The following is a 24,761-nucleotide window of genomic DNA, read 5'->3' as shown; positions in this document are numbered from 1 at the left end:
TTAGATAGATGAAGGCGGTTAAGCTAATTGGGGTTTTAGTTTCATCTGAAGGTGATAATTCATTTTTTATACTTCGTTAATTTTGGCACAAAGGTCATCGCTTAACTCTTTTTCTATTAACCGGAGTTTTTCTGAAAAAATAACTTGGGTTTCTAATTCATAACTGGAACCATGTGCAATGGTTAAGAAATGATTAAATTCCTTAGCCGAATTTCTGCCTGCACCCTCTACTATATTAGATGATATGGAAACAGCAACAACTAAATCAATCCTCTTCTGCCAAATTTTAAGCTGCTTGTAATTATGCATAAGAAGGTTGTATTTTGTCTAACTACTAACTACTTGATACTAATTTATACGCTCTATGACACCAGCAATCCCTTGTCCGCCGTCAATGCAGGCTGTCACCAATCCATATTTTTTATTTCTCCTTCTCAATTCATTAATGATTTGGACGGTCAACCGGCCACCGGTGCTGCCCAAGGCATGACCTAAGGCAATGGCACCACCATTTACGTTCAGAATATCGGTATTTAAGTTCAGCTCTTTAATCACAGCAAGTGATTGAGAAGCAAATGCCTCATTCAGTTCAATCAAATCAATGTCATCCAATTTCATTCCTGCCTGCTTCAACGCTTTCGGCACCGCCGCCACCGGACCGATCCCCATAATGGTAGGATCAACACCAACAGATGCTGTAGTGATTAGTCTGGCTATGGGTTGAAGGTTCAATTCCTTCATCACTCTTTCGCTCATGACAATCACGAAGGCCGCACCGTCTGATGTTTGTGATGAGTTACCTGCCGTCACGGAACCACCCACTTTAAATACCGGCTTCAGTTTGCTTAAAACTTCCTTAGTCGTATCCTTGCGCGGGCCTTCGTCAGTTGCTACGGTAAACTTTCTGGATTTCTTCTTTCCGGAATCAAAATAGATCTCTTCAATTTCTATTGGCACAATTTCATCCTTGAATTTTCCCCCTTCGATCGCTGCAATCGCTTTCTGGTGAGAATTGAAAGAAAATTCATCCTGTGCTTCACGTCCGATACTATATTTTGCGGCAACCATTTCGGCAGTTAAGCCCATCCCGATATAATATTCAGGATTATTCTTTGCGACCTCATAATCGGGAACTGTCTTATACCCTACTGTCGGAACGAGGGACATAGATTCTGTTCCTCCGGCAATGATGACATCGGCCATACCGGTTCTGATTTTCGCAGTTGCCAGAGCAATGGTCTCCAGCCCGGAGCCACAATAACGATTCACCGTCATTCCCGGGACTTCTATAGGCAAGGCACGAACCGCAATCCATCGCGCCATTTGTAACCCTTGCTCTGCTTCGGGCACAGCGTTGCCCACAATCAAATCATCTACTCTCTTGGGGTCAAGCTGAGGAATTTTTTTCAGCAAATCCATAATGTTATGATAAGCCAAATCCACCGGATTAGTAAAACGGAATCCGCCTTTCTTGGCTTTGCCCACTGCGGTGCGCGAGCCTGCTACTATATATGCTTCCTGCATCATGATTATTTTTTTTAGTACTACTTCCTAATTACTTCTTAGTTGAGTCTTGCTCCGTTACTTTTACTTCAGAAGCAGATTGACTATGATCCTGATCTGCACCCTCCACAGCTCCGTCATTGAAATTGGATGGGGCTATATCTCCTCCGCCTTTCTTCGCGGGTTCGCAGGAGTAAACAAGAAGTGATGCAAACGCAATCAAGAAAAAGAATGATAATTTTTTCATGGTTCGAATTTTAATTTCTTAAAGGTTTTCCACTGGTTAATATAGATTGAATTCTTTCTAAAGTTTTCTTTTCAGCACAAAGCGACAAGAATGCTTCTCTTTCCAAATCAAGCAGATACTGCTCGCTTACTTTACTTATGGAAGAAAGGTCACCACCGCAAAGCACGTAGGCAATTTTCTTCGCAATCTTCATATCATGTTCGCTGGCATAACCACCAATGTTGAACGCGGCAATTCCCGCATATAAAGCTCCGAGACCTGTCTTCCCCAAAACAGTGATGTCCGTTCTTTGACTTTTCTGCACATATCCCTGCTCAAACAATTCCAAAGCTCTTTCTTTTGCAGCAGCAATCAAACGATCCTGATTCAAAACCACTAAATCTTTTTTCTTGTCCAACACCCCAATATTAAACGCTTCAAAACCGGATGTCGCTACTTTGGCTGTGGCAATTGCCTGAAATTTCTCTGCTAATTGCGGAATCATCGGATCGCCATTATAATAAGCATCACTGGCACGCAGAGCCATTTCCTTCGTACCGCCACCACCGGGAAGCAGACCTACTCCTACTTCAACCAGCCCAATATATGTTTCGGCTAATACTACCGCTGAATCGCAGTGCATGGTGAATTCGCAGCCACCGCCCAGCGTCATGTGGTGCGGCGCAATCACTACCGGAATCGCTGAATAGCGAGTACGCATAGTGGTATTCTGAAAGGCACGGATAGCAAAATCTAATTCATCATAATCCTGATCAATAGCCATCATAAAGATTAAGGCAAGATTGGCGCCGGCGCTAAAGTTTTCTCCTTCATGCCCCAATACCAAACCTTTCCATCCTTTTTCTTCTGCTATATCAATAGCCTTGTTCACTCCTTCAATCACTTCACCACCCAACGTATTCATCTTGGTGTTCCAAGATAGATTCAATACGCCATCGCCAAGATCATCCAACCGGCAAGCAGCAGACTGCCAAACCGGTGTGTTAGAAGCAGCAATGTCGGAAAGAATGATGAATGCGTCGCGACCAGGAATAGATTTATAGGATTTGCTCGCTACGTCATAAAACTTTCGAATTCCATTTTCTACTTTATAAAAAGTGTCTTTACCCGAAGCCAACATTTCGTCTATCCAAGGCGCTACATTGAATCCTGCGGCTTTCATCACCTCTACAGTTTTCGGTACACCCACCACATCCCATTGTTCGAAAGGGCCGAGCGACCAGCCGAACCCGGCGCGCATAGCATCATCAATCTTATACAATTCATCAGCAATTTCAGGAATCCGCTTGCTGACATATTCGTTGATATAGAAAGTCAGAGTGTTCAGAAATTTTGCACCCTTATCTGAACTTCTCACAATCAACTTCAAGCGATCTTTCAGATTATCTATCAGTTTTCCAGCAGCCAACACCGGAAGATTTGGTTTGCGATTTGAAGGTTCGTACTCCAGTGTTTTCACATTGAGTGTACTGAACGATTTTTTTCCGGAGGCATCTTTTATTTTCTTAAAGAATCCTTGACCCGATTTGTCGCCAATCCAATTGTTCTCCACCATCTTATTGATGAAGTCTGGCACTTTGAAAATATCCCGTCGCTCATCATTGGGCAAATTATCATAAGCCCCTTTCGCTACTTTTATCATCGTATCCAACCCCACTACGTCAGTCGTTCTAAACGTAGCTGATTTTGGTTTGCCAATAAAAGTTCCGGTCAGTGCATCAATTTCATCAATGGTCAAATCCATTTCCTGCTGCAATTTGAAAATCGTGCAGATGCTGAACACACCCACCCGGTTGGCGATGAAAGCCGGAGTGTCTTTACACAAAACAGTTTGCTTTCCCAAAAACAAATCGCCATAGTGCATCAGAAAATCAATCACCTCGCAGTGCGTTTCTTTGGTGGGAATGATCTCGAGCAAACGCAGATAACGCGGAGGATTGAAAAAGTGAGTGCCGCAGAAGTGCGCCTTGAAATCTTCGCTTCTTCCTTCGGTCATCAGATGAATAGGGATGCCGGAAGTATTAGAGGTAATGAGCGTTCCCGGCTTACGGTGCTGCTCTACTTTTTCAAACAATGACTTTTTGATGTCGAGATTTTCGACGACCACTTCAATCACCCAATCTGCATTTTTTATCCAGGAAAGATTGTCGTCAAGATTACCGGTGGTAATTCGCGAAGCAAATGCTTTGTCATATACCGGAGATGGATTACTCTTAATAGCAAACAACAACTCATCATTTACCTTTTTATTTCGCAGGGCTGGTTTTTTCGCATCTTCTTCACTCAACTTTGGAGTGACAATGTCAAGCAAAAAAACTTTCAAACCAATATTTGCAAAATGTAGGGCTATGCGCGAACCCATCACACCGGCTCCTAAAACGGCAACGGTTTTAATCTTTCTTGATTTGGCCGTGATGACACTGACCTCCTTTTTCTCTGTAGCTGCACTTTCCATATCTCTATTAGACGTTTATCGTCCTAAATTATTATAGTTTTTACAATTTCCAACAAAAATAAAACTCCCAGCCAAACTATGGTTTTTTCACTAAAACCGATACTAACATGAGGAGAAGATGTGTGTAGTTTTGGATAGGGAGATGCCGAGCAAATGAGCGTGGATTATTTGCAAACTTAATCCAGCGAGGCGCCTTAGCTGGCGGGGTACCGAAATAGGATACCTTGCTGGGGCACAAACAATCCCGATTTCATCATTTCTGGACTGAAACTACACAAAACAGCAACGAAGCTATCGAGTTTCGGAGCGATCTATGTCAGTTCAGTATCGGAACTAACTAGTTCCGTTTCGATTGTCAATAGAACAGGAACGAAACTCATTAGTTTCAGTGCGATTATCATTAAATCAGGAACAGAACTAACGAGGTTCGTTCCGAAACTAGCATAAACAGCAACGATATTGATTAGTTTGACCTGTTATCCATATCAAATCGGAAATTTTGTCACTATAAATAAGCATTTGCGCGACAAAAAGTCCGATTAAATGACTTGGTATTTTGTTTGATAGGATATGCTCAAATCATTTTTAAACAAACAAAATACAAAAGCTATGACAAAGATTGCATTAAGATCGAACGGTGGCAGGGTGGCAGTTCCGGGATTCTCCAACCTCATCGAAAATTTATTTCAAAACGATTTCCCAACATTTTTAAACAACGAGTGGATGAGAAATTCGCTGACTTCGGTCAATATTAAAGACGTGAAGGATGCCTATCATATCGAGGTGGCGGCTCCGGGCTTTGCCAAGGACAGCTTCAACGTGAAGATAGAGGACAGTGTCCTGACTATTTCTGCCGAGGCGAAAGAAGATAAGTTGGAAGAAGGAGAAAAGTTTACAAGAAAGGAGTTTGTTCATTCTTCGTTCGTCCGCAGTTTTACTTTGCCTAAAACTATTGTGGCCGATAAAATTGCAGCTAACTATGAAAATGGGATCCTGAAAGTTTCGCTTCCCAAAATGGAAGAAGCTAAATCGAAAGGGACTATTGATGTGAAAATCTCCTGATGAGTTTGGGGTGGATTGGTGGGCCTCCGGTGAAAGCCGGGGGCTTTTTTTATTTCAACCTGACCAGCACACACGATGGTGGCCTTCAGCAATCTGCACTTATTCGCTTTCTACACGCACCCGCTCTACCGGGTTGGCAGTCATCTCCGCATAGATTTTCCGGTTCTTCACAATATCAAGACCAGTGAAGATTGCATTGCGAAGCGAATCGGGGGAGGCCAAATTTTTTCCTGCAATGTCGAACCCAGTTCCGTGGTCGGGAGAGGTGCGGACAATATTCAATCCGGCGGTGTAGTTCACGCCGCTTCCGAATGAAAGTGTTTTGAAGGGAACCAATCCCTGATCGTGATACATAGCCAGTACGGCGTCAAACTGCCGATAGTGGTGGGCACCGAAGAATCCATCGGCGGAATAAGGACCCATTACATACATGCCTTTTTCCTTGGCCCGGTTCACCGCAGGGGCAATGATGTCTTTTTCTTCTTTTCCCAACAGTGAATTGTCGCCTGCATGAGGATTTAAACCCAGCACAGCAATCCGTGGTTTATGAATCAGAAAATCTTGCTTTAATGTTTGATTAAGAATTTCAAGTTTGTTGAAAATCAGGTTGACATCCAACTTAGCGGTTACCTCTTTCAGCGAAATATGATTCGTCACCAGCCCTACCCGAAGCCCTGCATCCACCAGCAACATCATAGAGTTTTCATTACCCGCCGCCTGCGAAATATATTCCGTCTGTCCTTTAAATTCCGGTTGATGCTGACTAATCGAGCTTTTATTCACCGGACCGGTCACCAGTACATCAATTTTCTTTTCGGTCAAATCTTTGATACCTGCATTCAGACAAATCAGCGCCCGAGACCCTCCTTCAGAGGTCAACTGCCCGGGGATAATTTCTACGGCTTCACTCCAACAGTTGATAATATTTGGAAGTTTAGGATTCAGGTTCTCGACATCCTTTACTTCCTGGATATTAAAGTTTGGAATTTTGAAATGCTTCGCGTAATGGGAAATGATGCTCTTTTGCCCATAAACCACCACGGTACAGAATTTGTAAATTCTTTCGTCCTCCAGTGTTTTAATAATTACTTCCGGCCCAACACCATTATAATCACCGAGGGAGATTCCTATTTTATATCTGTGCTGTTCCATGCTCAAAGGGTATTTAGTTAGCAGTTCGCGGTTGGCTGAAGTGCCCCTTTACAAACCTTTGTTTTCTAATAATTTTTCAAAAAGTCTGTAATCAGCCGAACACCTACACCGGTTCCGTATTTCCCCCGATAGCTGCTTTCCTGCATCAGATAGGCGGTGCCTGCAATGTCAAAATGCAACCAAGGATAATCTGTAAAATGCTCCAGAAATTTTCCTGCAGTGATGGCTCCCGCTTCTGAGCCGCCAATGTTTTTTATATCCGCCACATCACTTTTAATCATCTCCCCATATTCGTCCCAAAGTGGAAACTCTATGAGCCGCTCGTAGGTTTGCTCTCCACTGTGAACCAATTTCTTTTTCACATTGTCCGAAGCAGTACCCATAAAAGGCGTTCCTACACCACCGGTTGCTGCTTTGGCCGCACCGGTGAGCGTAGCAAAATCAAAAACCAATTCCGGTTTATATTTTTTTGCATAATGCAAGGCATCTGCCAGAATCATTCTGCCCTCCGCATCCGCATTGAGCATTTCAACATTCAGCCCGCTCATCATCGTGACTACATCGCCGGGCACATAAGCATTTCCTCCGGGGCGATTATCCGTTGCCGGTATTAATCCGACTAGATGAATCGGTAATTTCAATTGTGCCACTGCAATAAAAATACCTGCTACTGCTGCGCCTCCGCTCATATCACACTTCATCATGTCCATAGAGTTGGGCGTGGGTTTCAGGCTTAAGCCTCCGGTATCGTACACCACCCCTTTGCCTACCAACACAATGGGTTTCTTATTATTTTTCTTCGCAGGTTTGTATTCTAAAATGGTGAAGGTGGGCGGATCCACACTTCCTTTATTGACGGCAAGCAAGCCACCCATTTTCAACGATTGGATTTTCTTTTTATCAAACACCTCGACAGAAAATCCATATTGCTTTCCTGCCTTTTTAATTTCCTCACTGAGTTTCGCAGCGGTGAGATAAGAGAGTGGTTCGTTAATCAAATCACGAGAGAAAAAATTAGCCACCGATATTTTACTGATCTCTTCCAATGTTTTCTTATCGGACGATCTGGCATCTACCTGAAGTGATGCCAGTGTTTTTTCGTTTTTATCCTTGGTCTTGTATTTCAAAAACTCATAGTTACTCAAAGCCATCCCTTCGGCAAAAGCAGCCGTCAACTCAGGTTTCTTTGTGGCATTGTAAAATGAGGCCTCTTTTGCCTTGACCCCGTTCAGATTCTTATTGATGCTGTTGGCGGCCTTTCTTACTTCCTCTGATACTTTGAAATCTGTTTTGGTGGTATCGGCTTTAACAATACTCAGACTTTTCCCTTCGGCTTGTCTTTGGAATATATTTCCTACCTTTTGAGTGAAAAATGTTTCGGCGGTCTTGGCATCAATAGCCGACAGCCCCAAAGAAGAAATCTTTACATTTCCATCTATCAACATGATTTGATGGTCGAATTTTTGATAATCTTTGCAAATTACAAGTTGAAGGTTCATAGCTGGAGTTTAAGGGCGGCTAAAATAAACATATTGACCTAATCTTAATTTAGCACCGCATGTCACATTCTTATCTCAAAAAATCATTAGGACAACATTTTCTAAAGGATGAAAATATCCTTCAGAAAATAGCAACAGCTATCGGTGATTTTAAGAAATACGAAACTGTGGTAGAGATAGGTCCGGGCAAAGGAGCACTGACAAAGCTCTTGCTGGAATCGAAACCGGATAATTTCTATGTCATTGAATTAGATGACCGATGGGTTGATTTTTTAGAGCGCGCTTATCCCCTACTCAGAGGGAAAATCATTCATCAGGATTTTATGCAGGCAGATTTGAGTTTCCTAAAAAACCCCTCGCATATCGTTGGCAACTTTCCATACAATATCTCATCGCAAATTGTATTCCGTATGATAGACTACAAAGAGCAGGTAGAGGCTATGACCGGGATGTTTCAAAAGGAGGTAGCGCTGCGCATTGCCGCGCCACCCGGCTCGAAGGATTATGGAGTAATCAGCGTGTTGACGCAGGCTTATTATGACTGCAGCTACCTCTTCGACGTTTTGCCCGAATGTTTTGATCCACCACCGAAGGTAATGAGTGGGGTCATTCAAATCAAACGAAAGGCAAACACCCAACTGGCTTGCGATGAACAGCTTTTTAAAATGGTGGTGAAGACAGCCTTCAATCAAAGAAGAAAAACAATGCGCAACAGCCTGAAAGGAATGGTGACTGATAAGAGCCTTTTTACTGATGAAGTTTTCAACCTGCGCCCAGAGCAATTATCTGTGAAACAATTTGTGGGATTGACCAACTTGATACAATCAACGACCTAACTCTGGAAGGGAGAAACAGACAGATGATGCGAAGAAAAATTTTGATAACAGATGAAGTTCATCCTTTATTGATAGAGGGATTGGCACATGATGGTTTTGAAGTGGACTACCTCCCCGAAATCAAACCGGCAGAAGTACTGGAAAGAATATCGGCATATACGGGACTAATTGTTAATAGCAAAGTACACGTCGGAAAAGAAATGTTAGACCGTGCGGAGCGCTTACAATTTGTTTGTCGCGCAGGTTCGGGATTAGAGGTGATTGATTTGGACTATGCCAAACAAAAAGGTATTCAAGCCTTCAATTCTCCGGAAGGAAATCGAAATGCAGTAGCCGAACATACTTTGGGTATGCTTTTGAACGGGATGAACCATCTTTCCAAAGCGGATGCAGAAGTAAGAAACTATGATTGGCGACGCGAGGAAAACAGGGGGCATGAATTGTCGGGCAAGACGGTTGGCTTGATGGCCTTTGGAAATACAGCACAGGCCTTTGCAAAACTACTGCGAGGATTTGACGTAAGGATTCTTGCGTACGACAAATACTATCATGGCTTCTCTAAAGATTATATATTCGAATCAACGCTGAAGAAAATCTTTGAGGAATCGGATGTATTGAGTGTGCATTTGCCACTTACAGAAGAGACTAAATACCTGATTGACTATTCATTTCTTTCTTCCTTTCAAAAGCCCTATTGGTTTTTGAACACCTCTCGCGGAAAGGTTCTTAAAACCAAAGATTTGGTTCGTTGCTTAGAAGAGAAAAAAATAATCGGTGCTGCGTTAGATGTTCTGGAAAACGAAAAGCTGAATACGTTGAACGAGGAAGACAAATCTGTTTTTGAAAAATTGACTGCTGACAAGCGGATATTACTTACCCCACACATTGCCGGATGGACGCATGAATCGAAACAAAAGATAGCTGAAGTTCTGTTGGAAAAAATCAGAAGATTAGCCAAATAGAATTCAGACAAACAGACAATAAAAAAGCCCGCAAATCCTTAGATCTGCGGGCTTCTTGTTTAAAGGGGTTACCGGTTATTTCACATTTCCGATAAACACTCTTTTCGTAGTAGTGATACCGTCGTTCTTCACTTTTACAATCATATAAGCAGCTTCCAAGTTTGGAATCTCCTTAGAATAGATAGTAGAGCGGCCAAACTTCTTACTGCTGATTAGTTGACCGATGATGTTGTAAAGTTCAATCTCTGCTTCCACCTTGGTTTGACCACCGAAGTCAATAAACACCCGGTTGTCAGCACTCCAGATAGGAAGTTTGTTGCTTTGAATAGTAGTTAGGCCCGTAGCTTCTCTCGAAGTAATCGTCACCGTTTGAGTAGTTACCGATTTACAACCCGCTTCGTTAATCACGGTTAGAGAAACAGTATAAACGCCCTCGCTGGTATAGCGGTGAGTAGCACCTGTGGTGTTTGCAGTAGTACCATCACCAAAGTTCCATTCTACCGTCACCGCATCTGCATTGTGAGAAGTGAAAGAGATGTCCTCTTGTGTCTTAGCGATATAGTTGCTGGCAGCGAAAGCGGCTACAATAGATTGTTCTCCGCTCACCTGTATATTCTTCATCACTGTGTAACCGTTGTTATCGCGCAAGGTCAGTGAATAGACACCTGCATTGGCGGCCATATTGACGGGTGAAGAAGCGTTCAGCGTTCCGGCAGAAACCACCGTGCCATTCACATCAGACAGGCTGTAGTTCCAGTTGGAACTTCCCGGCTGCTCGATTTGAATCATGCCGCTACCGCTACAAGTCGCATCGCTCACCAAGATTTGAGCAGGAGGAGTGAAGTGTAGCACAAAGCGATCTTGATTATCGGTAGTCTTGGTAGCGAAAGTATAGTCGCCGTCTCTCATATTGTGCCATACACCGGTTTGCTTGTCTTCTAAGAAGATGTAAGAAGTCGGATCAAAGGACTGAATACCCAAGGCAGCAATCTTCATCATACCATTTGCTTCCGGTCTCAAGCCCATCGGCACTGTAGTAGCCTGATGAAGAGATGGAAGAGAATTGATGGCATAGCCACGATTGGCGTTCATGTGTGTGAACAAGGTTGGTCTGCCCGACTGTCCGCCTGGCTTGCTCGCATCAAACCGAGCATCAAAACCTTCCGTTGCCTCTGGATTAAACTCTACCGTTGTAATATCCTTCACACCATTGTAATCAACTTCCAGTACCAAACTGTTTTCGATACTTGTGCGGAAGAACTGAATACCAGCATTTGTTCTAACCCGCTCTGACTGGAAGAAATCAAAGCTGCCGTTATTGCCTGCAGAAGTATTCAAAACCATAAAGGCTTGGAAAGGAGCTATATAGATATGTGGATCAATACCTATCCGGTACTGCTGCCAGCTTCCGGAGTAAATACCGGAGGTCATCCATACCTGCACCTGATCAGAGAATCCGGCACGAGGCGTTGTTAAATCAATAGCCGAAGGATAAGGGTTGCCCACCAGATTCCATCCTGACTCAATAGGGTTCATGATGGATTGAAGCGTAGGTACTGAAACAGTGCCCTTGTTATTTAAGCCGCTTACAGCCAAATCGCCTGTATTCGGAACGCCGATTAGGCTTCTAACTGTATCTCCCTGCTGGTAGGATGAATAGCCGCGACCGTTGTCCATCGTGCCCTGACTTTTGATTTGCCAGTTGCCCAATTTGCACTGTCCTGCACCCATGTACGTATCATCATAAGAGAACACCGTTCCATAAGGAGAATGGTAAGCACTCTTTGTTTCATCGCAGTAAGCATCCGGCTGAACAAATATTCCATCCGGGCCGCTCGCGCCTAATTGTTTTAAGGTAGGAGCATTCACCGGCGAACTCATATAGTGTTGGTTAAAGCCACGTATCGGCATAAAGCGATCCATATAGATATTACCTGTCAAAGTACCGGCAAAACCTGGGGTGAAGTTGTCTAAGTAGGCACTATGTGTGGCAGATTTAGACAGCAAATGCAAGGTGCCGGCTGTAGTGTTGAAATCGCCCAAAATAAGATGCAGACCTGTTTCAACTGATGCGACAGCGTTGGCACCAATAGCAGCACCCAAGATATTGTCCAGTTCAAGCAACTTAAATCTGGATATTCCTGTAAATCCTTGAGTAAATCCACCATTCATAATTACTTTTCCTGCTCCCTTCACTTCAGAAACGGTATCGGTAGTATAAGCATTAAAAGTGTTCCAATCTCCGCACACAGACAGGGTGCGACCACTATTCACTGTAACAGTAGCACCACCTTCAATATACATGTTACCCACTTGTACATCGGATGTGTTTGGTCCGGTTCTAATGACCGGGAAAGGAGCTCTGTTAGCATAGATTACAATAGTGGCACCACAGATATTAGGTACAGCAGGTGGAAGCCAGTTGGTATTAGTAAACCAATCATCGCTTGTAAATCCTCCCCACTCACTAATACAAATTCCAACGGTGGACACACCAGTCATCATCTTAGTACATCCTCCGACCACACTGGTTGCTATTACCTGATAAGTACCTGCTACATTCTGATAGCCCATATAAAGAGGACTTCCTGTGCCGGCATATATAGAACCAACATTGGATACCACATTGAATGTATCCGTACGAATCAACTGATAATTAACCCCCACTTCAGAGCCGTCCAAGCCCATGACGGCTGGCGTACAAGCTCCTCCGGTCACGTTAAAGGCAGCCGGAAGTGGATTAATTGTTAAAGTAATAGGTGTTCTTGTCAAGTTCACACATCCTGTGGCCAAAGTAGTAGCCTGGGTATAATAAGTTCCCGCAGTACCTGTAGTCAAGGTAGTTCCGGTATTGATAGAACTGCCTCCGGTAGGATTATTAAACCAATCTATTGAGTTGCCTACACTGGTAGCGGTGAGCACCCCATTAGGTATGTCTTCACAGATGCCTACATTACCTGCACTCGCAGGCTGGGTAGGTATGGAGTTAATCGTGATGCTTATCGGGTCACCCAAGCTAACGCTTCCGCAAACATTTCTAACCACCAAAGTACCGGAATAGGTATTAGCCACCAATGCCGCAGGAACTGAAACAGATATAGGACTGGCTGGTAAAGCCGAGAACCCTACGCTCACTAATCCGGCGGTAATAGCCGCTGCGTTCCAAGTAATACTGTATTGAGTTGGTGCATTGGTCACACCGGTATAAGAAAGGTCAATAGATTGTGGGCTCGCCGAGGCACATACTGCCGTGGACGATAAGCCGCTGATAGTTGGAACAGGACAAGTAAGATCTATATTAAAATCGCGAACATCACCAATATTTGTTCCAGAATTAAGCGACTCACAACCGGTGGTTACCGTATTAATGTCAGAAGGAACAAATGATCCGGTATAACCAGACCAAACTCTCATGCGGTGAATGCCAGCAACGATACCGACAGGAATCACAAAATTAGATCCCGTTTCACTCACGTTGGTTGAGGTTACATCCATGACTTTTTCACTCTGGCCAAGATAAGTATCCGTAAAGTCACCATCGTTATTCAGATCTATCCAAACAATACGGCGACAGCCAAAAGTGCCTCCGTCTTTCACATGCGTGATGTTATAGGTATTGCCAATCACCAAATTACCAGTGTAAGAATTTATTTGATAATTATTTGGAGCACCTCCCAAACAGGTATCGCCTGTAAAATTAAATGTGGAGCCAGTACCGTTGATAGACAGTGAGACAGTAACAACATCAGCATTACTAAATATATCACAGGCTGATCCTCCGGGAGCGGGGATACAATAAACGATTAGCCCAATCTCACGAGATCCAGCCGGATTAGTAACAGAAGGGGTCAGTGGAGAGCCTGCCGTAAAGGAGGTGCATTGTGCATCCACAAAGTTACCTATTGTTGCCGCCGGCGCTATATCATAGGCCACCCAGAAATAATTAGTCCCCGGTAGCAGGGTAATCAAGTCATTGACTACATGAGACCCATTAGGCCCAACAACTGTGCTACCAAACTGAGTAGTTGTTGTAAACGTAGAACTATTTCCGGTGTAGTATATTTTTGCTGATACAATATCACTACCCGGAGAGGTAGATCCTGATGTATTAAAAGTAATAGAGGTAAAGTCCAGAGCAGGGTTTGTGCCGCCTGATGCTACCACTTGTAAGCCAATAATCTGATTATTTGGCGAGTTCTGGGTGACATTGGCAGTTACCAACTGCGTCGTAGTGCTCGAAAGAACAACCATAGGTACGTTCAAGGTAGTAAACGATGCCCCGATTGGTGACACCAATTTATAGCAATCAGTTGTTGAATTATAGGCGTAAATACTATAAGTATATTCGGTGCCAATGGAAAGACCCGTAACAGTAACAGAACTTCCGGACCCTTTATAAACCACATAAGAGCCTGCTAAAGTGAAGTCGCCGGAACCAAAATTCGCATTGGCTGCATAGCTGACAGCCTGCGAAAGGCTCATATGGAGCAGACGATCCTTGCTTCAACAACACAAATACACCGCCGTTACCATTACCGTTTCCACTCCAGTTAATGGTCGCATCCGTTGCATTAATCGTTCCCATGCTATTTCCGCTGGCTTGAATACTTGGCTCTACACATGAGCCACCGGTTACGAATATCACATAATCTTCAGTTTCCCCTGTTGTAGTACTAATACAAGCATTGTTTGTCGCCAGATTTCTCCCTTCTACCACCCGCATAACGGTAGGCCCTGTAACGGCTGAAGCAGGAACGGTAAAGACCGGATAAGCATAAGCACCATTCCCGGCAGTGGTGGCTCCCAGATATTCCCAACCAACAGCGGGATATGCCGTGGTGCCGAAAACTCCATCCCGGTTCCAATCAAACCAAGCATTAGCCCGACTACCCACGTCTGTTCCTTTAGTTACTTTTAAATAATAATTAGACCCCTGCGATACATTACCATAGGGGGTGGCGATTGACCCATATAGACCATAGTGATTTGTCTCTATTCCGGAAGTATTATTCAATGGGGTAGGTGATAGCGGAGTTGCTCCACTTCCTTCTAGTGTCACATTGGTCATTATATCGGTTGCGGCGCTCGCCGAACTAAAAGAGGTCATACAATAACAGTTCACAAACTCGTCCAAATCAACGCTTCCCGAATTGGAACGCGTAATCCCTCCTCCATTAGAACAAGTAACATCTACTTTATAATAAGTAGGAGTATAAGGCAAAGTAGTTGGGGTGCTATAAGTTTCGTTGGTTGAAATTCCTGCAGCGTTTACGTAAGTCCCGCTTGGGGCATTAGACTGCAACCATTGATAAGTATATCCCTGTCCACCCAAACCCGAAACATCAATATCGGTACTGCTATTTGGGCATTGGAGTCCACTTGATACGTTTCCTATTGCCGGGTTACCGGCGCAGACGTTGGCAGATGTAACTGTCAATCGAATATTCGTGAGGCGACTGGTGTAGAAAGTAGTAACAGTGCCTGAGGGGTTTGCACAAGGACCGTACGCCAATAATGTGGCCATGTGATTGGGCGCACCCACGCCCGCGTCGGGCGTGTACTGAGCGCCTCCATAAGTACCAATAGGGCCTGGAGTGCTATAACTATAACAAACTTCCACGAGAAGATTGCTGCTACCATCCCAAAGAAATGGAGAGCCGAAAGTGGGCGATGTAATCCATCCCGTAGAATTATCCATATTATATGAGCCTACGGAATAAACCAAAGTAGATGGCCCAGTATAAAGGCCGCCGGTGGTAGTAAGCTGGTCTTGTGCTATATTTGCCATACTCACCGTATAGGAGGTAACCGTATGTGACCCTACGGCACTGGTTATATTAAAAGCATAGTTACTTATAAATGCCGGACCAGGGCTAATACTCGCAGCAGCCATGGCTGCGTTAATCATAGCAGGCGTATAAATCATCTGCGTCCGCTTACCGCTCTTGGCGTTCGTTACCCCGTAAGGCGAAACACATTCAAAGGTGGAAGCAGGATTGGTTCCACATTGGGAACACCCGTACCCGTTCCTATTTGGATGACTGTTTGTGCCGATACGCTCGAATCAATCAGCAGCAGCGAGAACACGATGGCCGGAACTATTAAGAAACGCCACCTACCAAGCGAGGCAAGAAACTTTGTTGCCTTTGAAAGAGCGATTGCTCCTGCTTTTCCATTTTCTCTTCTTGTGGGTAAACTGTTTGTAAATCTGTTTGTCATAATGCTTGTTTAATGGTGAAATAAAATCTTTATGTTGCTTATCTTCTTTAAGATACTACTTAAAATCTTTTCTGTCAAGTTTAATACGAAACCTCTGTTCAAAAGTTTCTTTTCTTTTTGTGTTTCTGTCTGCTAAAGTAATCAATGGTTTCTATTAAACAAATTCTAAGAAAAACATTGTAGCCCATTCCAAGAATATAAATATACTTTGCAAGAAGCGTGCCAGAAATAGCCAACAGACTGATTTCCAGCCTCTTAGATTTATAGCTTTGCGAAAAAATATTGAGTAGTCAAGAGGGGCTGTAATCAAGATGGCTATTGGCTTTTGGATAGGAACACTGTCCGCTCTGTAGCTCTATCTAAGCCATAATAATTCTACTGAATAATGAGTTTGTGTCCTGCTTGAATAATGGCAAATTCGATGGATAGCGTCTAATTGACTGCTTTATGATAGTGCCATCTGTTAAGTAGATTATGCCATATCAATTAAATAACTCTTCAGCTTTTTGAACAATAATATAGACAGGTTTTGATTACAATAAACTACAAAAGTCTTGGAGACTTTTGTAGTTTAAAGAAAATCCTCCTCCAGAGGGGGACAAGTGCAGTCATTTTCTTCATAGGCACTCTGTTAATTGTGTTGGACGGCTGTTTGTCCCCCTCTGGAGCTAGGTTTGGACACAAGTATTTAGGATGGATATTTTTATGGATAGACTCGTTATTATGGCGAAAAATCCTAAAAACCGAATACAATTTAACGCAAAGAACACAAAGGCTAACGCAAAGAGCGCAAAGAATTCAGTCGTTGACTATGTCTTTTGCGCTCTTTGCGCGGCTGTCCACTTTGCGTTCTTTGCGTTAAACTGTATTTTTTATCCGATTATCGTTAAAAGTGCAAACAATAGAATGGTCTTGTAACATGTTGCCATTTAAAGTTGTGTCCACACGGTAGTCTCTTGAGAGCCTGTCCCGAACTCGCTTCGGGAGGGTGGACCGCCAATATCAGCGGGACGGGGGAGGATGGATACAAAAAGAGTTTTCTATCATTGTATCTGGAATGAAAAACAAGAAAACAATAGCTATAAGCCCCACCCTTCATTCCATAGTACATCGCTATGCCGGGCTGCTTGTTTTTCTGTTTGCTTTTCTTCTTTATGTCAATACCATCCCTAATGATTATTCCCTCGATGACCAATTTGCAGTCAAGGATAATCACTTGGTAGCGCAGGGTATCAGCGCAATTCCTGAAATCCTTACCACTCCTTATTATATGATAGACGGAAAGACCGGAGGAGAATATCGTCCATTAACCAAGATTTCGTTTGCTCTGGAGCATGAATTTTTCTCGATCAACCCACATGTCAGTCACTTCATTCAGTCTATAATATATGCGGGAGTCTGTTTGATGCTGTTTATCTTTTTGCGGCAAATTTTTCCCTTTAACCCTGTCCTATTACCCTTCACAGTTGCACTTTTGTTCGCTGCGCATCCGATACACACTGAGGTAGGGGCCAGTTTGAAAAACCGTGAGGAGTTGTTTTCTCTGCTCTTTTCCCTGTTGTTTTTGATGTTTTTTCTTCGGGCTTGGGATAAGAAGAGGGTAGTTCTATGGCTTTTTGTTTTTCTTCTTTTTATGCTCGCTCTTATTTCAAAACAGAGCAGCCTGGTACTGATATTTTGGACTCCCCTCCTCTTATATTATACTCATAAGGATGTAAAGCCTCGGCAACTGGTGTTTGTCGGAGCAGCGCTATTTCTAATCGTGATTCTTTATGCGTTTTGGGTGCAACAGTTTATATTAAAAACACCGCTGTTGGAGTCGGGCAGGATATATGCCTTTGAAGAAAACCCTTTAGTGGAACAAGATTTTCTGATCAAGTTGGGAACCGCATTCAACTCGCTGGGGTTTTATATCCGCAAACTCATCTTTCCACATCCTTTAGGCTGGTACTATGGTTACAACATGGTTCCAATGCAAATGCCTTGGGCTGTTCAACCCTTGTTTTATTTTCTGATACACCTCGGTCTCTTTGCTTGGGCCATAAAGGGTATTCTTCAGCGCAAATTGCTGGCTTTGGCCATTCTGCTTTATCTGTTTGCCATCGCGCCCTACGCCAATATCCTAGTGCTTGCTCCCGGAATTGTAGCAGAGCGACTGGCATTTTTTGCTTCCATCGGTTTTTGTCTGGCGCTGGCCTTGTTGTTGCTGCGCGGCTCTGGAATGAACTACCATAAACCAGAGGAAAAAATAAAACCTCTTTTTCCGATAATGCTCCTGATGGTTCTTCTGCTTTATTCTGTCAAAACCTATTCGAGGAATAAGGATTGGGAAAACTATCTGACTTTGTTCAGTGCAGACATTGGCTATTTGGAAAACTCCTATATAGCACAGCATAATTACGCCTTTGAGCTTTATCGTGCTTACAAGTTTGGGGCTGAGACCCCTCCCGCTGGCACGCTGGAAACCGTAGTCAAACACTATCGGAAGGCTATAGAGATATATCCAGGAAACGCATTCACTAATGCCAGATTAGCGGAAATTCTATCGGTGGACTATCATGATCCAGCGGCGGCCATTCCCTATTTGCAGCAATCTGTTGCCCTGAAACCCGAAAAGGCCGAATTTCATTTTGATTTGGCCACCTGCTATCAGCAGTTGAAGCAATTCGATTCGGCTATGTTACACTATAAAACAGCGATCCAATTGGATTCTTCACTGACGGCTCCTCTATTGAACCTCGCTGTTCTTTTTTCGGATGCTGGCATGCAGGACAGTGCCATTTATTATAATTTTCAGGCCTTGGTGCGCAAACCTATGTCGGAGGTGGCACAAGCCAATATGGGCTTCTTTTATAAGAAGGCCGGTGATTTTGAAACCGCCAGAAAATATTTTAAAAAGGCTCTTACCATTAATCCCAAAAGACAAGATGTGCTGGATGCTATCAAAGAAATGGATATTGCGGCTGAAAAGCCATCACAATAAAGGGGAAGGGGCTTACCTTAACTTGTCAGAACTGAGATTTTTTTCCTAAAATGATTGTTTTCAGTCCGATAACTTGAATTTCTGAAGTGAAAACAGTTGTTTTTGCTTCGAAAGCTTGAGTTTTTGCTGCAAAAACAGTTGTTTTTGATTAGACGCAAATAATTATTACAGTAATTTGTAGTTTATCATCACCCGACCAAAACCTATAGGTTCTGCACCAGAACATGTTGGTTCTGCACCGAAACACATACGTTCCGGACTGAAACACCTTAGTTCTGCACCAAAACACATACGTTCCGGACTGAAACACCTTAGTTCTGCACCAAAACACATACGTTCCGGACTAAAACACCTTAGTTCTGCGCCAAAACGCATACGTTCCGGACTGAAACATCTTAGTTCTGCACCAAAACCTGTTTGTTCAGGTGCTTAAATGATTATTTATGAACTGCGTTTAATCGTTTTTATGCACTTTATTGGATCAATAATATCTTAGATATTGCTGCTTTTCATTGGTAAAAAAAGTATTTTAAACAAATATTTGATTTTCCTTGACTCTTTGACTTACATGAATTATATTTGCATTATCAACTTTATTGAAAACCGGGATTTTCATAAAGTTTTGATATTTAGACCATTTTGCGCTACCTATATATAGAGGTAGGTTTAAAATCAGATACAAAACAGAAAGACGTCGCTGTTTTGTGCGCTGAATAGAAAACCAACCTTGCCGGCAAAAGGAGGAGCAAAATGGTTTAGAAAATAACCGTCAGGTGGCATGGTGCTGCCTGACCGTGAAGCCAAGCCTGTAGGTTTGTCCATAATTTGAGTCATCTAACCATGGCTATCTCTGCCTTCCCGGAAGGTAGAAAGACAAGGTTAGGCACTCAGATTGGGCGGCCTATGGACGAAGGCTATAGTTCGAAATTACATTAAATTAATCAAAAAAACAAAAAAATATGGCAAGAATCAAATTAAATTTCAGAAAATCTGTGGCGCAGCAGGTAGAAAAAACGCGCGAAATTATATTGCAATCAACTGGTAACCCTAATCTGGTAAACCCTGTGCCAAGTTTGGCAGACCTCGCCACCGCAGCCGACAGTTTGGAGCTGGCGAGCATTGAGGCCTCCGGCGGCGATAAGGACGAAAAAGCGATTATGCGCATTCGGCGCAAAGAGTTGAAAGTTCTGATCGTGAGATTTGCAGACTTTGTTCAAACTCAAAGCGGAGGGGATGAGGAGATTATTTTAAGCAGTGGATTTGAAGTGCGCAAACAACCAAGCCCGATTCCGGTTCCTGCTATACCTCCAACTGTTAAAGTGCTTCCAGCTACCCACGAAGGGCAACTTGTGGTGGTGGTGAAACCGGTGAGAGATGCAAGCGCTTATCTGTTTCGCATGTATCCGGGATCTTTGAGCGAAGCACCTGTCATCATTGGCGCGAGTGTCAAGAAAGGGCGATTTGTAGCACAAAATCTAAACGGGTTGAGCCGCTACTGGTTCAGCGTGTGTGCCATGAATGCTTCGGGCATGAGCGGCTGGAGCGACCCGGCAATGGGGATTACGCTGTAAGTGGCAAAGACTACAAAAGTTTCAAAAACTTTTGTAGTTTATTTTTTCTCTTGGAAGCCTTTTCTGCTGCAGCGGAAAGGGCTTTCTTTTTTTAACCTACAAAAGGTCTCGAAGACTTTTTGTAGGTTTTTTATTTCAATGGAAATTCGCCCGAGTTTATCCGGATAAAAAGAAATGCAAGCCACAGAAAGGTTTTATCTTTCGCCCAAGACAAGATTCGCTACTTTTTAAAAATGAAATACATTCCTCTACTTTTTCTCCTCCTGATTTAAAGGGTGGTTATATGCCAAGTGCCGGAATATTCGGAAACTATTTATGATAGCGCCCAAACCTCGGAAACTATCAGGTGTTAGTTCCCTGCGGCGAAAATGGATTTATCTACTCAGAAAAATGGGTAGTGACCGATCTTTCGGTTCCTTGTCTAATAGAAATAAAGCCGCCTCTTCAAAAGAATAAATGAGAATAGCCGTTTCCTTGCTGTGCTTTTGGCTGTGCTCGATGACTTCGTTTACACAATCCTTGCCTACATTGAAGGCAAGCGTTTACCATCCGGCACTGAAAGGTTATTATTTTCTTTCGGTCAATTATTCAAATACAACCCTTTTTTTGATACTCGATCACACCGGTAGCGTGGCTTATTATAAACCGATGATACAGGAAAAAGCAAGTCCTTATAATTTTGCATTACAAGCCAATGGGTGGATCAGCTACTCTAACCAGAGCGGTTATCTGTTTATGGACAGTACCTTTAGAGTGGTGGATTCGGTTAAATGCAAAAACTTGTATAAAACCGACCCACACGACATGCGTTGGCTACCCAACGGGCATTTCCTGTTGTTGGGAATGGATACGGTAAGTATGGATTTGAGGAAGGATTCCGTAGGTAAAAAGTTTGAAGCGGTGGATACGACCCGCGCCTTGCGTGAAGCGATTCAGGAGTTGGATGCCGGGAAGAATGTAGTTTTGACTGGCGCGCCAAAGATCGTTTTGGAACGACAGACGCAGATACTTCTTTGTCCGGAATCCCGTTGAAGATGCCGAATATGGCACATTATAATGCGGTTGAATTGGATCAGGACGGAAACATTTTATTGTCATCTAAGAATTACAGCGAAATCACCAAAATCAATAGGTCAGACGGTTCCATTATGTGGCGACTGGGGGGCAAACGCAACCAGTTCACCTTTGTGAATTGTCCGGTTCCTTTTTACGGTCAGCATGACATCCGTAGAATCAGCAACGGAAACATCACTTTGTTTGATGGGGGACACCATCAGAAACCGTACGGAGCCCGAGCGCTGGAGTTTGAATTGGATGAAGTGAAAACAATTGCCACCCTGAAATGGAGCTATACCTACGATACGGCTTTAGTCAGTCAAGCCCGAGGGAATGTACAACGCTTGGACAATGGTTATACCTTAGTAAATTATGGGGTGGTTGGGACTGCCAGCGAATTGATCTTCGTCGTGGTAGATAAGAGAGGTCGTAAACTTTTTGAGCTGAACTCGCCCGACCATCTTGATTCTTACCGCTCCTTCTACTACCGCGAGCTTCCCTGGAAAGTGAAGCGTCCGCAAATCACCTGCTTTGATTCCCTCGGCGTGAAATACCTGAAAACCGCGCAAGACTATTCTTCCTATCAGTGGAGCGACTCCAGTGTAACACGAACTATTGCTGTAACAAAGCCGGGGAATTATTTCGTGTTTGTGCCTTACGGGGAAGGAGGGTTTATCCGCTCGGAACAGCTATCAATTAACGATGTGAACGTTCTCTGCAACAGTCCTAAGAAAAGAAAGCCATAAAAACAGGATGGCCCTGCTTTTCAGTAACGGAATAGTAAGGTTTATAATCAGGCTTCAGCGTGATGGCAAGAGAAGAAATAATAAAACCTGTCAGGGCTTGTGTAAATTGTTTCTCTGCACCACCTCTTTTAAAAAAGTGCTCTGCAAGCTTCTTTTTCTTACCTCTTCGGCACTTTCAGTAAGGGCAATTTCTTTTTTTATGAGGCTGTTTTCTTCATCAAACCGCTTTATATTTTCATCCGTAAATACATATTCCTCCCCTAGTTTAAAGAGCAGGCTGTAGCCCAATTTTTGCAAGGTTGGCGCAGCGATGGATTCGAAAATTTGCAACTCTTCGCGGGTGGCTTCGCGGAGGTATTTATGGTCGTTTTGTTTCTGTACGGGCTTATCCAGATTACGGAACATGCTGCTTATCTTTGCCATGGCATGGGCTTCTTCCGACTGGTAATAAAGAAAAGCATTTGGATTAAATTCAATGCCCAATGCCTTGCAAATCTTGCCTACCTCTAGCGAAGGGTTATGAATCAAATCTTCATACCTTACCCTAATGAATCTGCCTGAGGCATATTGCTCGCAGTAGGCCAGCGCCAATTCCTGTTCTTTCGTCCATTGTTTTGCCAGGTGATAGAAATGTTTTTCGCCCACCAATACTTTTTTGAAGGAAAGCGAAACATCCCTGCCGTCGCGATAGAGATGAATATAAAAAGGATGGAGACCGGCTGCTTCAATCTGCGGAATGTAATGTACATTGGCCATGCTTTTGCAGCACCAATATTCCGCCTCATGTACTTCAGCAAATTCCTCATACACCGCTTTGTACACTTCCACCAGCGAATTATTTCTACATCGCCCTCTGATTTTTGCTGGTTGCATCTGAAACCCCCAATAGATAATGTTGAGGTTTACAAAGTGACATACATCCTCTATGAGCGAATCGAAAGTTTTTTCGTTTGACAGGTCACCGTAAGTATCAATAACCGGAAAAAACGATTGCAGAATATGCGGCGGATGGGGGGCGGCAATATGCCCAAGGTGGTTGAGCATTAAACGCAAAAGATTGGAGCCTGAACGTTGGGTGCCTATAATTAAAATAGCTTTGGAATGAGTCATTAAATCAATAGGAAAAAATTAATTTAGAAAATACCATGTCAATCCGGATGCAAGTATAACCCAAATGATATTTATCCGAAATGCAACGATTGCTATGAATGAGGATGCCATTATTAACACGCACAGCCAATTCCATGTGGCAGTTTTTCCAATAACGGCAATGGCCGAAATAATCATCCCGATAACAGCCGGTCTGATACCGGTGTACATGGCTTTAACGAAGGTAGATTGCCTGATATGCCGGTAGCCTTGTGCTCCCAATATGGTCAGCAACACCGAGGGCATAAACATACCGATAGTTCCCAATACAGCACCTGTCAGTCCAGCGACTTTATACCCGATAAAAGCGGCACTTATCAAAATAGGTCCCGGCGTAACCTGACCCAAGGCAATGCCATCGGTAAATTCCTTAACAGTAAGCCAGTTCATTTTTACGACCACCAGTTGCTGTATTATCGGAATAAAAACATATCCCCCTCCGAACAATGTTAAACTCAAGCCGCTGAACAAAAAAAGTATCTGTTTATAAATCAGATAGATTCCGGCTTCAGGAATCAGCAATTCGATTAATACATACCCCATTAATATAGCGACGCTAAGTCCCAACACGTTCAGCAGCTTTTTCTTATCCCAGATAATCGTCTTTTCATCGGCTGAAACTGATGAAGGAGTATCCAAAAATAATTTGCCTGCCAGGCCGGAAATAAGAAAAATCAGTATCGTTAAAAATAAGCCGCCAACCAGATAAATAAGTAGGGCGGAACACAGGCAGAGAAATACCTGAAATGGATGTTTGATATGCTTTATAGATAAATCATAAACTACTGAAGCAATAATTGCCATAACCGCAGGAATAAATCCCTCGAAAATTTTGGCGATTGCGGGTACGTGCCCATAACTGAAATAAGCTACTGATAAGCTGTAAATAAGTATGAAAGAAGGAAGAATAACAGCAACAACCGAAATGATTGCCCCCCTTATCCCTCTGAGTTCGTAACCGGCAAAAGCCACCATATTAACCGCCACGGGTCCCGGCAAAACAGAAGCCAAAGAAATTCCATCAAGTATTGTTTCGCTGCTGAGTACCTTTCTTTTCTGAGTCAATTCTTTTTCAACTACAGAAACCAATGCCATAAAACCGCCAAATGATATGCTGCCGATTCTGAGAAATACCCAAAATAATTCCGATAATTTCATCTATTCGAAACGAAGGGGGCTAAAATAGCTTTTATCAAATGTAAGTAGAAACTCCTCTCCCTACATCCTCTTTATAAGTACTCTATATAATTTGACGTTTAGACTACAAAAGTCTTAGAGACTTTTGTAGTCTGTAGTCTGAAAATAAAAAGCGCCTTGTCAG

Annotated in this window: 18 protein-coding genes; 7 read left to right on the top strand and 11 right to left on the bottom strand. The window is 43.2% G+C overall.

Annotated features, from left to right (window positions below; all coding sequences use genetic code 11):
* Positions 1–66: 66 nt before the first annotated feature.
* From IPP77_09495 to IPP77_09480, 4 genes are read right to left on the bottom strand one after another with little or no spacing between them, the layout of a single operon-like run.
* A complete protein-coding gene (locus IPP77_09495; protein ID MBL0309888.1) occupies positions 67–309 on the bottom strand; it encodes a four helix bundle protein in 243 nt (80 codons plus the stop codon).
* 39 nt (positions 310–348) lie between these two features.
* The gene (locus IPP77_09490; GenBank protein MBL0309887.1) at positions 349–1,524 is read right to left on the bottom strand and encodes an acetyl-CoA C-acyltransferase; all 1,176 of its coding nucleotides are present in this window, start codon (positions 1,522–1,524) and stop codon (positions 349–351) included.
* Between the two features lie 31 nt (positions 1,525–1,555).
* On the bottom strand, positions 1,556–1,750 hold the full coding sequence (locus IPP77_09485; protein MBL0309886.1) for a hypothetical protein: 195 nt from the start codon (positions 1,748–1,750) through the stop codon (positions 1,556–1,558).
* A 10-nt stretch (positions 1,751–1,760) separates the two neighbouring features.
* Positions 1,761–4,205 carry an enoyl-CoA hydratase/isomerase family protein gene (locus tag IPP77_09480; GenBank protein MBL0309885.1) on the bottom strand — a complete coding sequence of 815 codons (2,445 nt, stop codon included), beginning with the start codon at positions 4,203–4,205 and terminating at the stop codon, positions 1,761–1,763.
* A 609-nt stretch (positions 4,206–4,814) separates the two neighbouring features.
* Here IPP77_09480 and IPP77_09475 point away from each other — a divergent pair.
* Complete coding sequence (locus IPP77_09475; protein ID MBL0309884.1) at positions 4,815–5,267, top strand: Hsp20/alpha crystallin family protein; 453 nt, start codon at positions 4,815–4,817, stop codon at positions 5,265–5,267.
* A gap of 99 nt (positions 5,268–5,366) precedes the next feature.
* On the opposite strand, the gene pdxA is transcribed toward IPP77_09475, so the two are convergent.
* Positions 5,367–6,419 (bottom strand): 4-hydroxythreonine-4-phosphate dehydrogenase PdxA, encoded by a 1,053-nt coding sequence (gene pdxA / locus IPP77_09470; GenBank protein MBL0309883.1) that lies wholly within the window; start codon positions 6,417–6,419, stop codon positions 5,367–5,369.
* Positions 6,420–6,484: 65 nt separating this feature from the next.
* The gene (locus tag IPP77_09465; GenBank protein MBL0309882.1) at positions 6,485–7,864 is read right to left on the bottom strand and encodes a leucyl aminopeptidase; all 1,380 of its coding nucleotides are present in this window, start codon (positions 7,862–7,864) and stop codon (positions 6,485–6,487) included.
* A 113-nt stretch (positions 7,865–7,977) separates the two neighbouring features.
* Between IPP77_09465 and rsmA the strand changes: the two genes are divergently transcribed.
* A complete protein-coding gene (gene rsmA, locus IPP77_09460; GenBank protein MBL0309881.1) occupies positions 7,978–8,754 on the top strand; it encodes a 16S rRNA (adenine(1518)-N(6)/adenine(1519)-N(6))-dimethyltransferase RsmA in 777 nt (258 codons plus the stop codon).
* Between the two features lie 23 nt (positions 8,755–8,777).
* Positions 8,778–9,716 (top strand): hypothetical protein, encoded by a 939-nt coding sequence (locus IPP77_09455; GenBank protein MBL0309880.1) that lies wholly within the window; start codon positions 8,778–8,780, stop codon positions 9,714–9,716.
* Between the two features lie 75 nt (positions 9,717–9,791).
* Here the strand turns inward: IPP77_09455 and IPP77_09450 are convergent, their stop codons facing one another.
* From IPP77_09450 to IPP77_09440, 3 genes are read right to left on the bottom strand one after another with little or no spacing between them, the layout of a single operon-like run.
* Complete coding sequence (locus IPP77_09450; GenBank protein ID MBL0309879.1) at positions 9,792–14,198, bottom strand: PKD domain-containing protein; 4,407 nt, start codon at positions 14,196–14,198, stop codon at positions 9,792–9,794.
* Positions 14,110–15,624 carry a hypothetical protein gene (locus IPP77_09445; GenBank protein MBL0309878.1) on the bottom strand — a complete coding sequence of 505 codons (1,515 nt, stop codon included), beginning with the start codon at positions 15,622–15,624 and terminating at the stop codon, positions 14,110–14,112. The genes IPP77_09450 and IPP77_09445 overlap by 89 nt, the downstream gene beginning before the upstream one ends.
* A gap of 47 nt (positions 15,625–15,671) precedes the next feature.
* Positions 15,672–15,935: a hypothetical protein gene (locus IPP77_09440; GenBank protein ID MBL0309877.1), complete on the bottom strand. Its 264-nt coding sequence runs from the start codon at positions 15,933–15,935 to the stop codon at positions 15,672–15,674.
* A 1,057-nt stretch (positions 15,936–16,992) separates the two neighbouring features.
* Here IPP77_09440 and IPP77_09435 point away from each other — a divergent pair.
* The 4 genes from IPP77_09435 (at position 16,993) to IPP77_09420 (ending at position 22,291) form a co-directional block, all read left to right on the top strand.
* On the top strand, positions 16,993–18,918 hold the full coding sequence (locus tag IPP77_09435) for a tetratricopeptide repeat protein (protein ID MBL0309876.1): 1,926 nt from the start codon (positions 16,993–16,995) through the stop codon (positions 18,916–18,918).
* Between the two features lie 959 nt (positions 18,919–19,877).
* Entirely contained in the window at positions 19,878–20,489 is a 612-nt protein-coding gene (locus tag IPP77_09430) for a hypothetical protein (protein MBL0309875.1), read from the top strand.
* A gap of 456 nt (positions 20,490–20,945) precedes the next feature.
* Positions 20,946–21,521 (top strand): aryl-sulfate sulfotransferase, encoded by a 576-nt coding sequence (locus IPP77_09425; protein ID MBL0309874.1) that lies wholly within the window; start codon positions 20,946–20,948, stop codon positions 21,519–21,521.
* 11 nt (positions 21,522–21,532) lie between these two features.
* Positions 21,533–22,291 (top strand): aryl-sulfate sulfotransferase, encoded by a 759-nt coding sequence (locus tag IPP77_09420; protein MBL0309873.1) that lies wholly within the window; start codon positions 21,533–21,535, stop codon positions 22,289–22,291.
* Between the two features lie 90 nt (positions 22,292–22,381).
* Here IPP77_09420 and IPP77_09415 read toward each other — a convergent pair whose 3' ends face one another.
* Together IPP77_09415 and chrA are read right to left on the bottom strand one after the other, a co-directional pair.
* Positions 22,382–23,401: a sulfotransferase gene (locus IPP77_09415; protein ID MBL0309872.1), complete on the bottom strand. Its 1,020-nt coding sequence runs from the start codon at positions 23,399–23,401 to the stop codon at positions 22,382–22,384.
* An 18-nt stretch (positions 23,402–23,419) separates the two neighbouring features.
* Complete coding sequence (gene chrA, locus IPP77_09410) at positions 23,420–24,598, bottom strand: chromate efflux transporter (GenBank protein ID MBL0309871.1); 1,179 nt, start codon at positions 24,596–24,598, stop codon at positions 23,420–23,422.
* Positions 24,599–24,761: the final 163 nt, after the last annotated feature.

This window comes from Bacteroidota bacterium, from assembly GCA_016722375.1.
In the GTDB taxonomy this organism is placed as follows: domain Bacteria; phylum Bacteroidota; class Bacteroidia; order Chitinophagales; family LD1; genus Bog-950.
This window is presented reverse-complemented; position numbering and strand designations above follow the sequence as displayed.

Bases quoted from the DNA above. Each gene is read 5' to 3' on its own strand.
- IPP77_09495 (MBL0309888.1), bottom strand. From the start codon at position 309: ATGCATAATTACAAGCAGCTTAAAATTTGGCAGAAGAGGATTGATTTA.
- IPP77_09490 (MBL0309887.1), bottom strand. From the start codon at position 1,524: ATGCAGGAAGCATATATAGTAGCAGGCTCGCGCACCGCAGTGGGCAAA.
- IPP77_09485 (MBL0309886.1), bottom strand. From the start codon at position 1,750: ATGAAAAAATTATCATTCTTTTTCTTGATTGCGTTTGCATCACTTCTT.
- IPP77_09480 (MBL0309885.1), bottom strand. From the start codon at position 4,205: ATGGAAAGTGCAGCTACAGAGAAAAAGGAGGTCAGTGTCATCACGGCC.
- IPP77_09475 (MBL0309884.1), top strand. From the start codon at position 4,815: ATGACAAAGATTGCATTAAGATCGAACGGTGGCAGGGTGGCAGTTCCG.
- pdxA (MBL0309883.1), bottom strand. From the start codon at position 6,419: ATGGAACAGCACAGATATAAAATAGGAATCTCCCTCGGTGATTATAAT.
- IPP77_09465 (MBL0309882.1), bottom strand. From the start codon at position 7,864: ATGTTGATAGATGGAAATGTAAAGATTTCTTCTTTGGGGCTGTCGGCT.
- rsmA (MBL0309881.1), top strand. From the start codon at position 7,978: ATGTCACATTCTTATCTCAAAAAATCATTAGGACAACATTTTCTAAAG.
- IPP77_09455 (MBL0309880.1), top strand. From the start codon at position 8,778: ATGATGCGAAGAAAAATTTTGATAACAGATGAAGTTCATCCTTTATTG.
- IPP77_09450 (MBL0309879.1), bottom strand. From the start codon at position 14,198: ATGAGCCTTTCGCAGGCTGTCAGCTATGCAGCCAATGCGAATTTTGGT.
- IPP77_09445 (MBL0309878.1), bottom strand. From the start codon at position 15,624: ATGATTAACGCAGCCATGGCTGCTGCGAGTATTAGCCCTGGTCCGGCA.
- IPP77_09440 (MBL0309877.1), bottom strand. From the start codon at position 15,935: ATGACAAACAGATTTACAAACAGTTTACCCACAAGAAGAGAAAATGGA.
- IPP77_09435 (MBL0309876.1), top strand. From the start codon at position 16,993: ATGAAAAACAAGAAAACAATAGCTATAAGCCCCACCCTTCATTCCATA.
- IPP77_09430 (MBL0309875.1), top strand. From the start codon at position 19,878: ATGGCAAGAATCAAATTAAATTTCAGAAAATCTGTGGCGCAGCAGGTA.
- IPP77_09425 (MBL0309874.1), top strand. From the start codon at position 20,946: ATGAGAATAGCCGTTTCCTTGCTGTGCTTTTGGCTGTGCTCGATGACT.
- IPP77_09420 (MBL0309873.1), top strand. From the start codon at position 21,533: ATGGCACATTATAATGCGGTTGAATTGGATCAGGACGGAAACATTTTA.
- IPP77_09415 (MBL0309872.1), bottom strand. From the start codon at position 23,401: ATGACTCATTCCAAAGCTATTTTAATTATAGGCACCCAACGTTCAGGC.
- chrA (MBL0309871.1), bottom strand. From the start codon at position 24,598: ATGAAATTATCGGAATTATTTTGGGTATTTCTCAGAATCGGCAGCATA.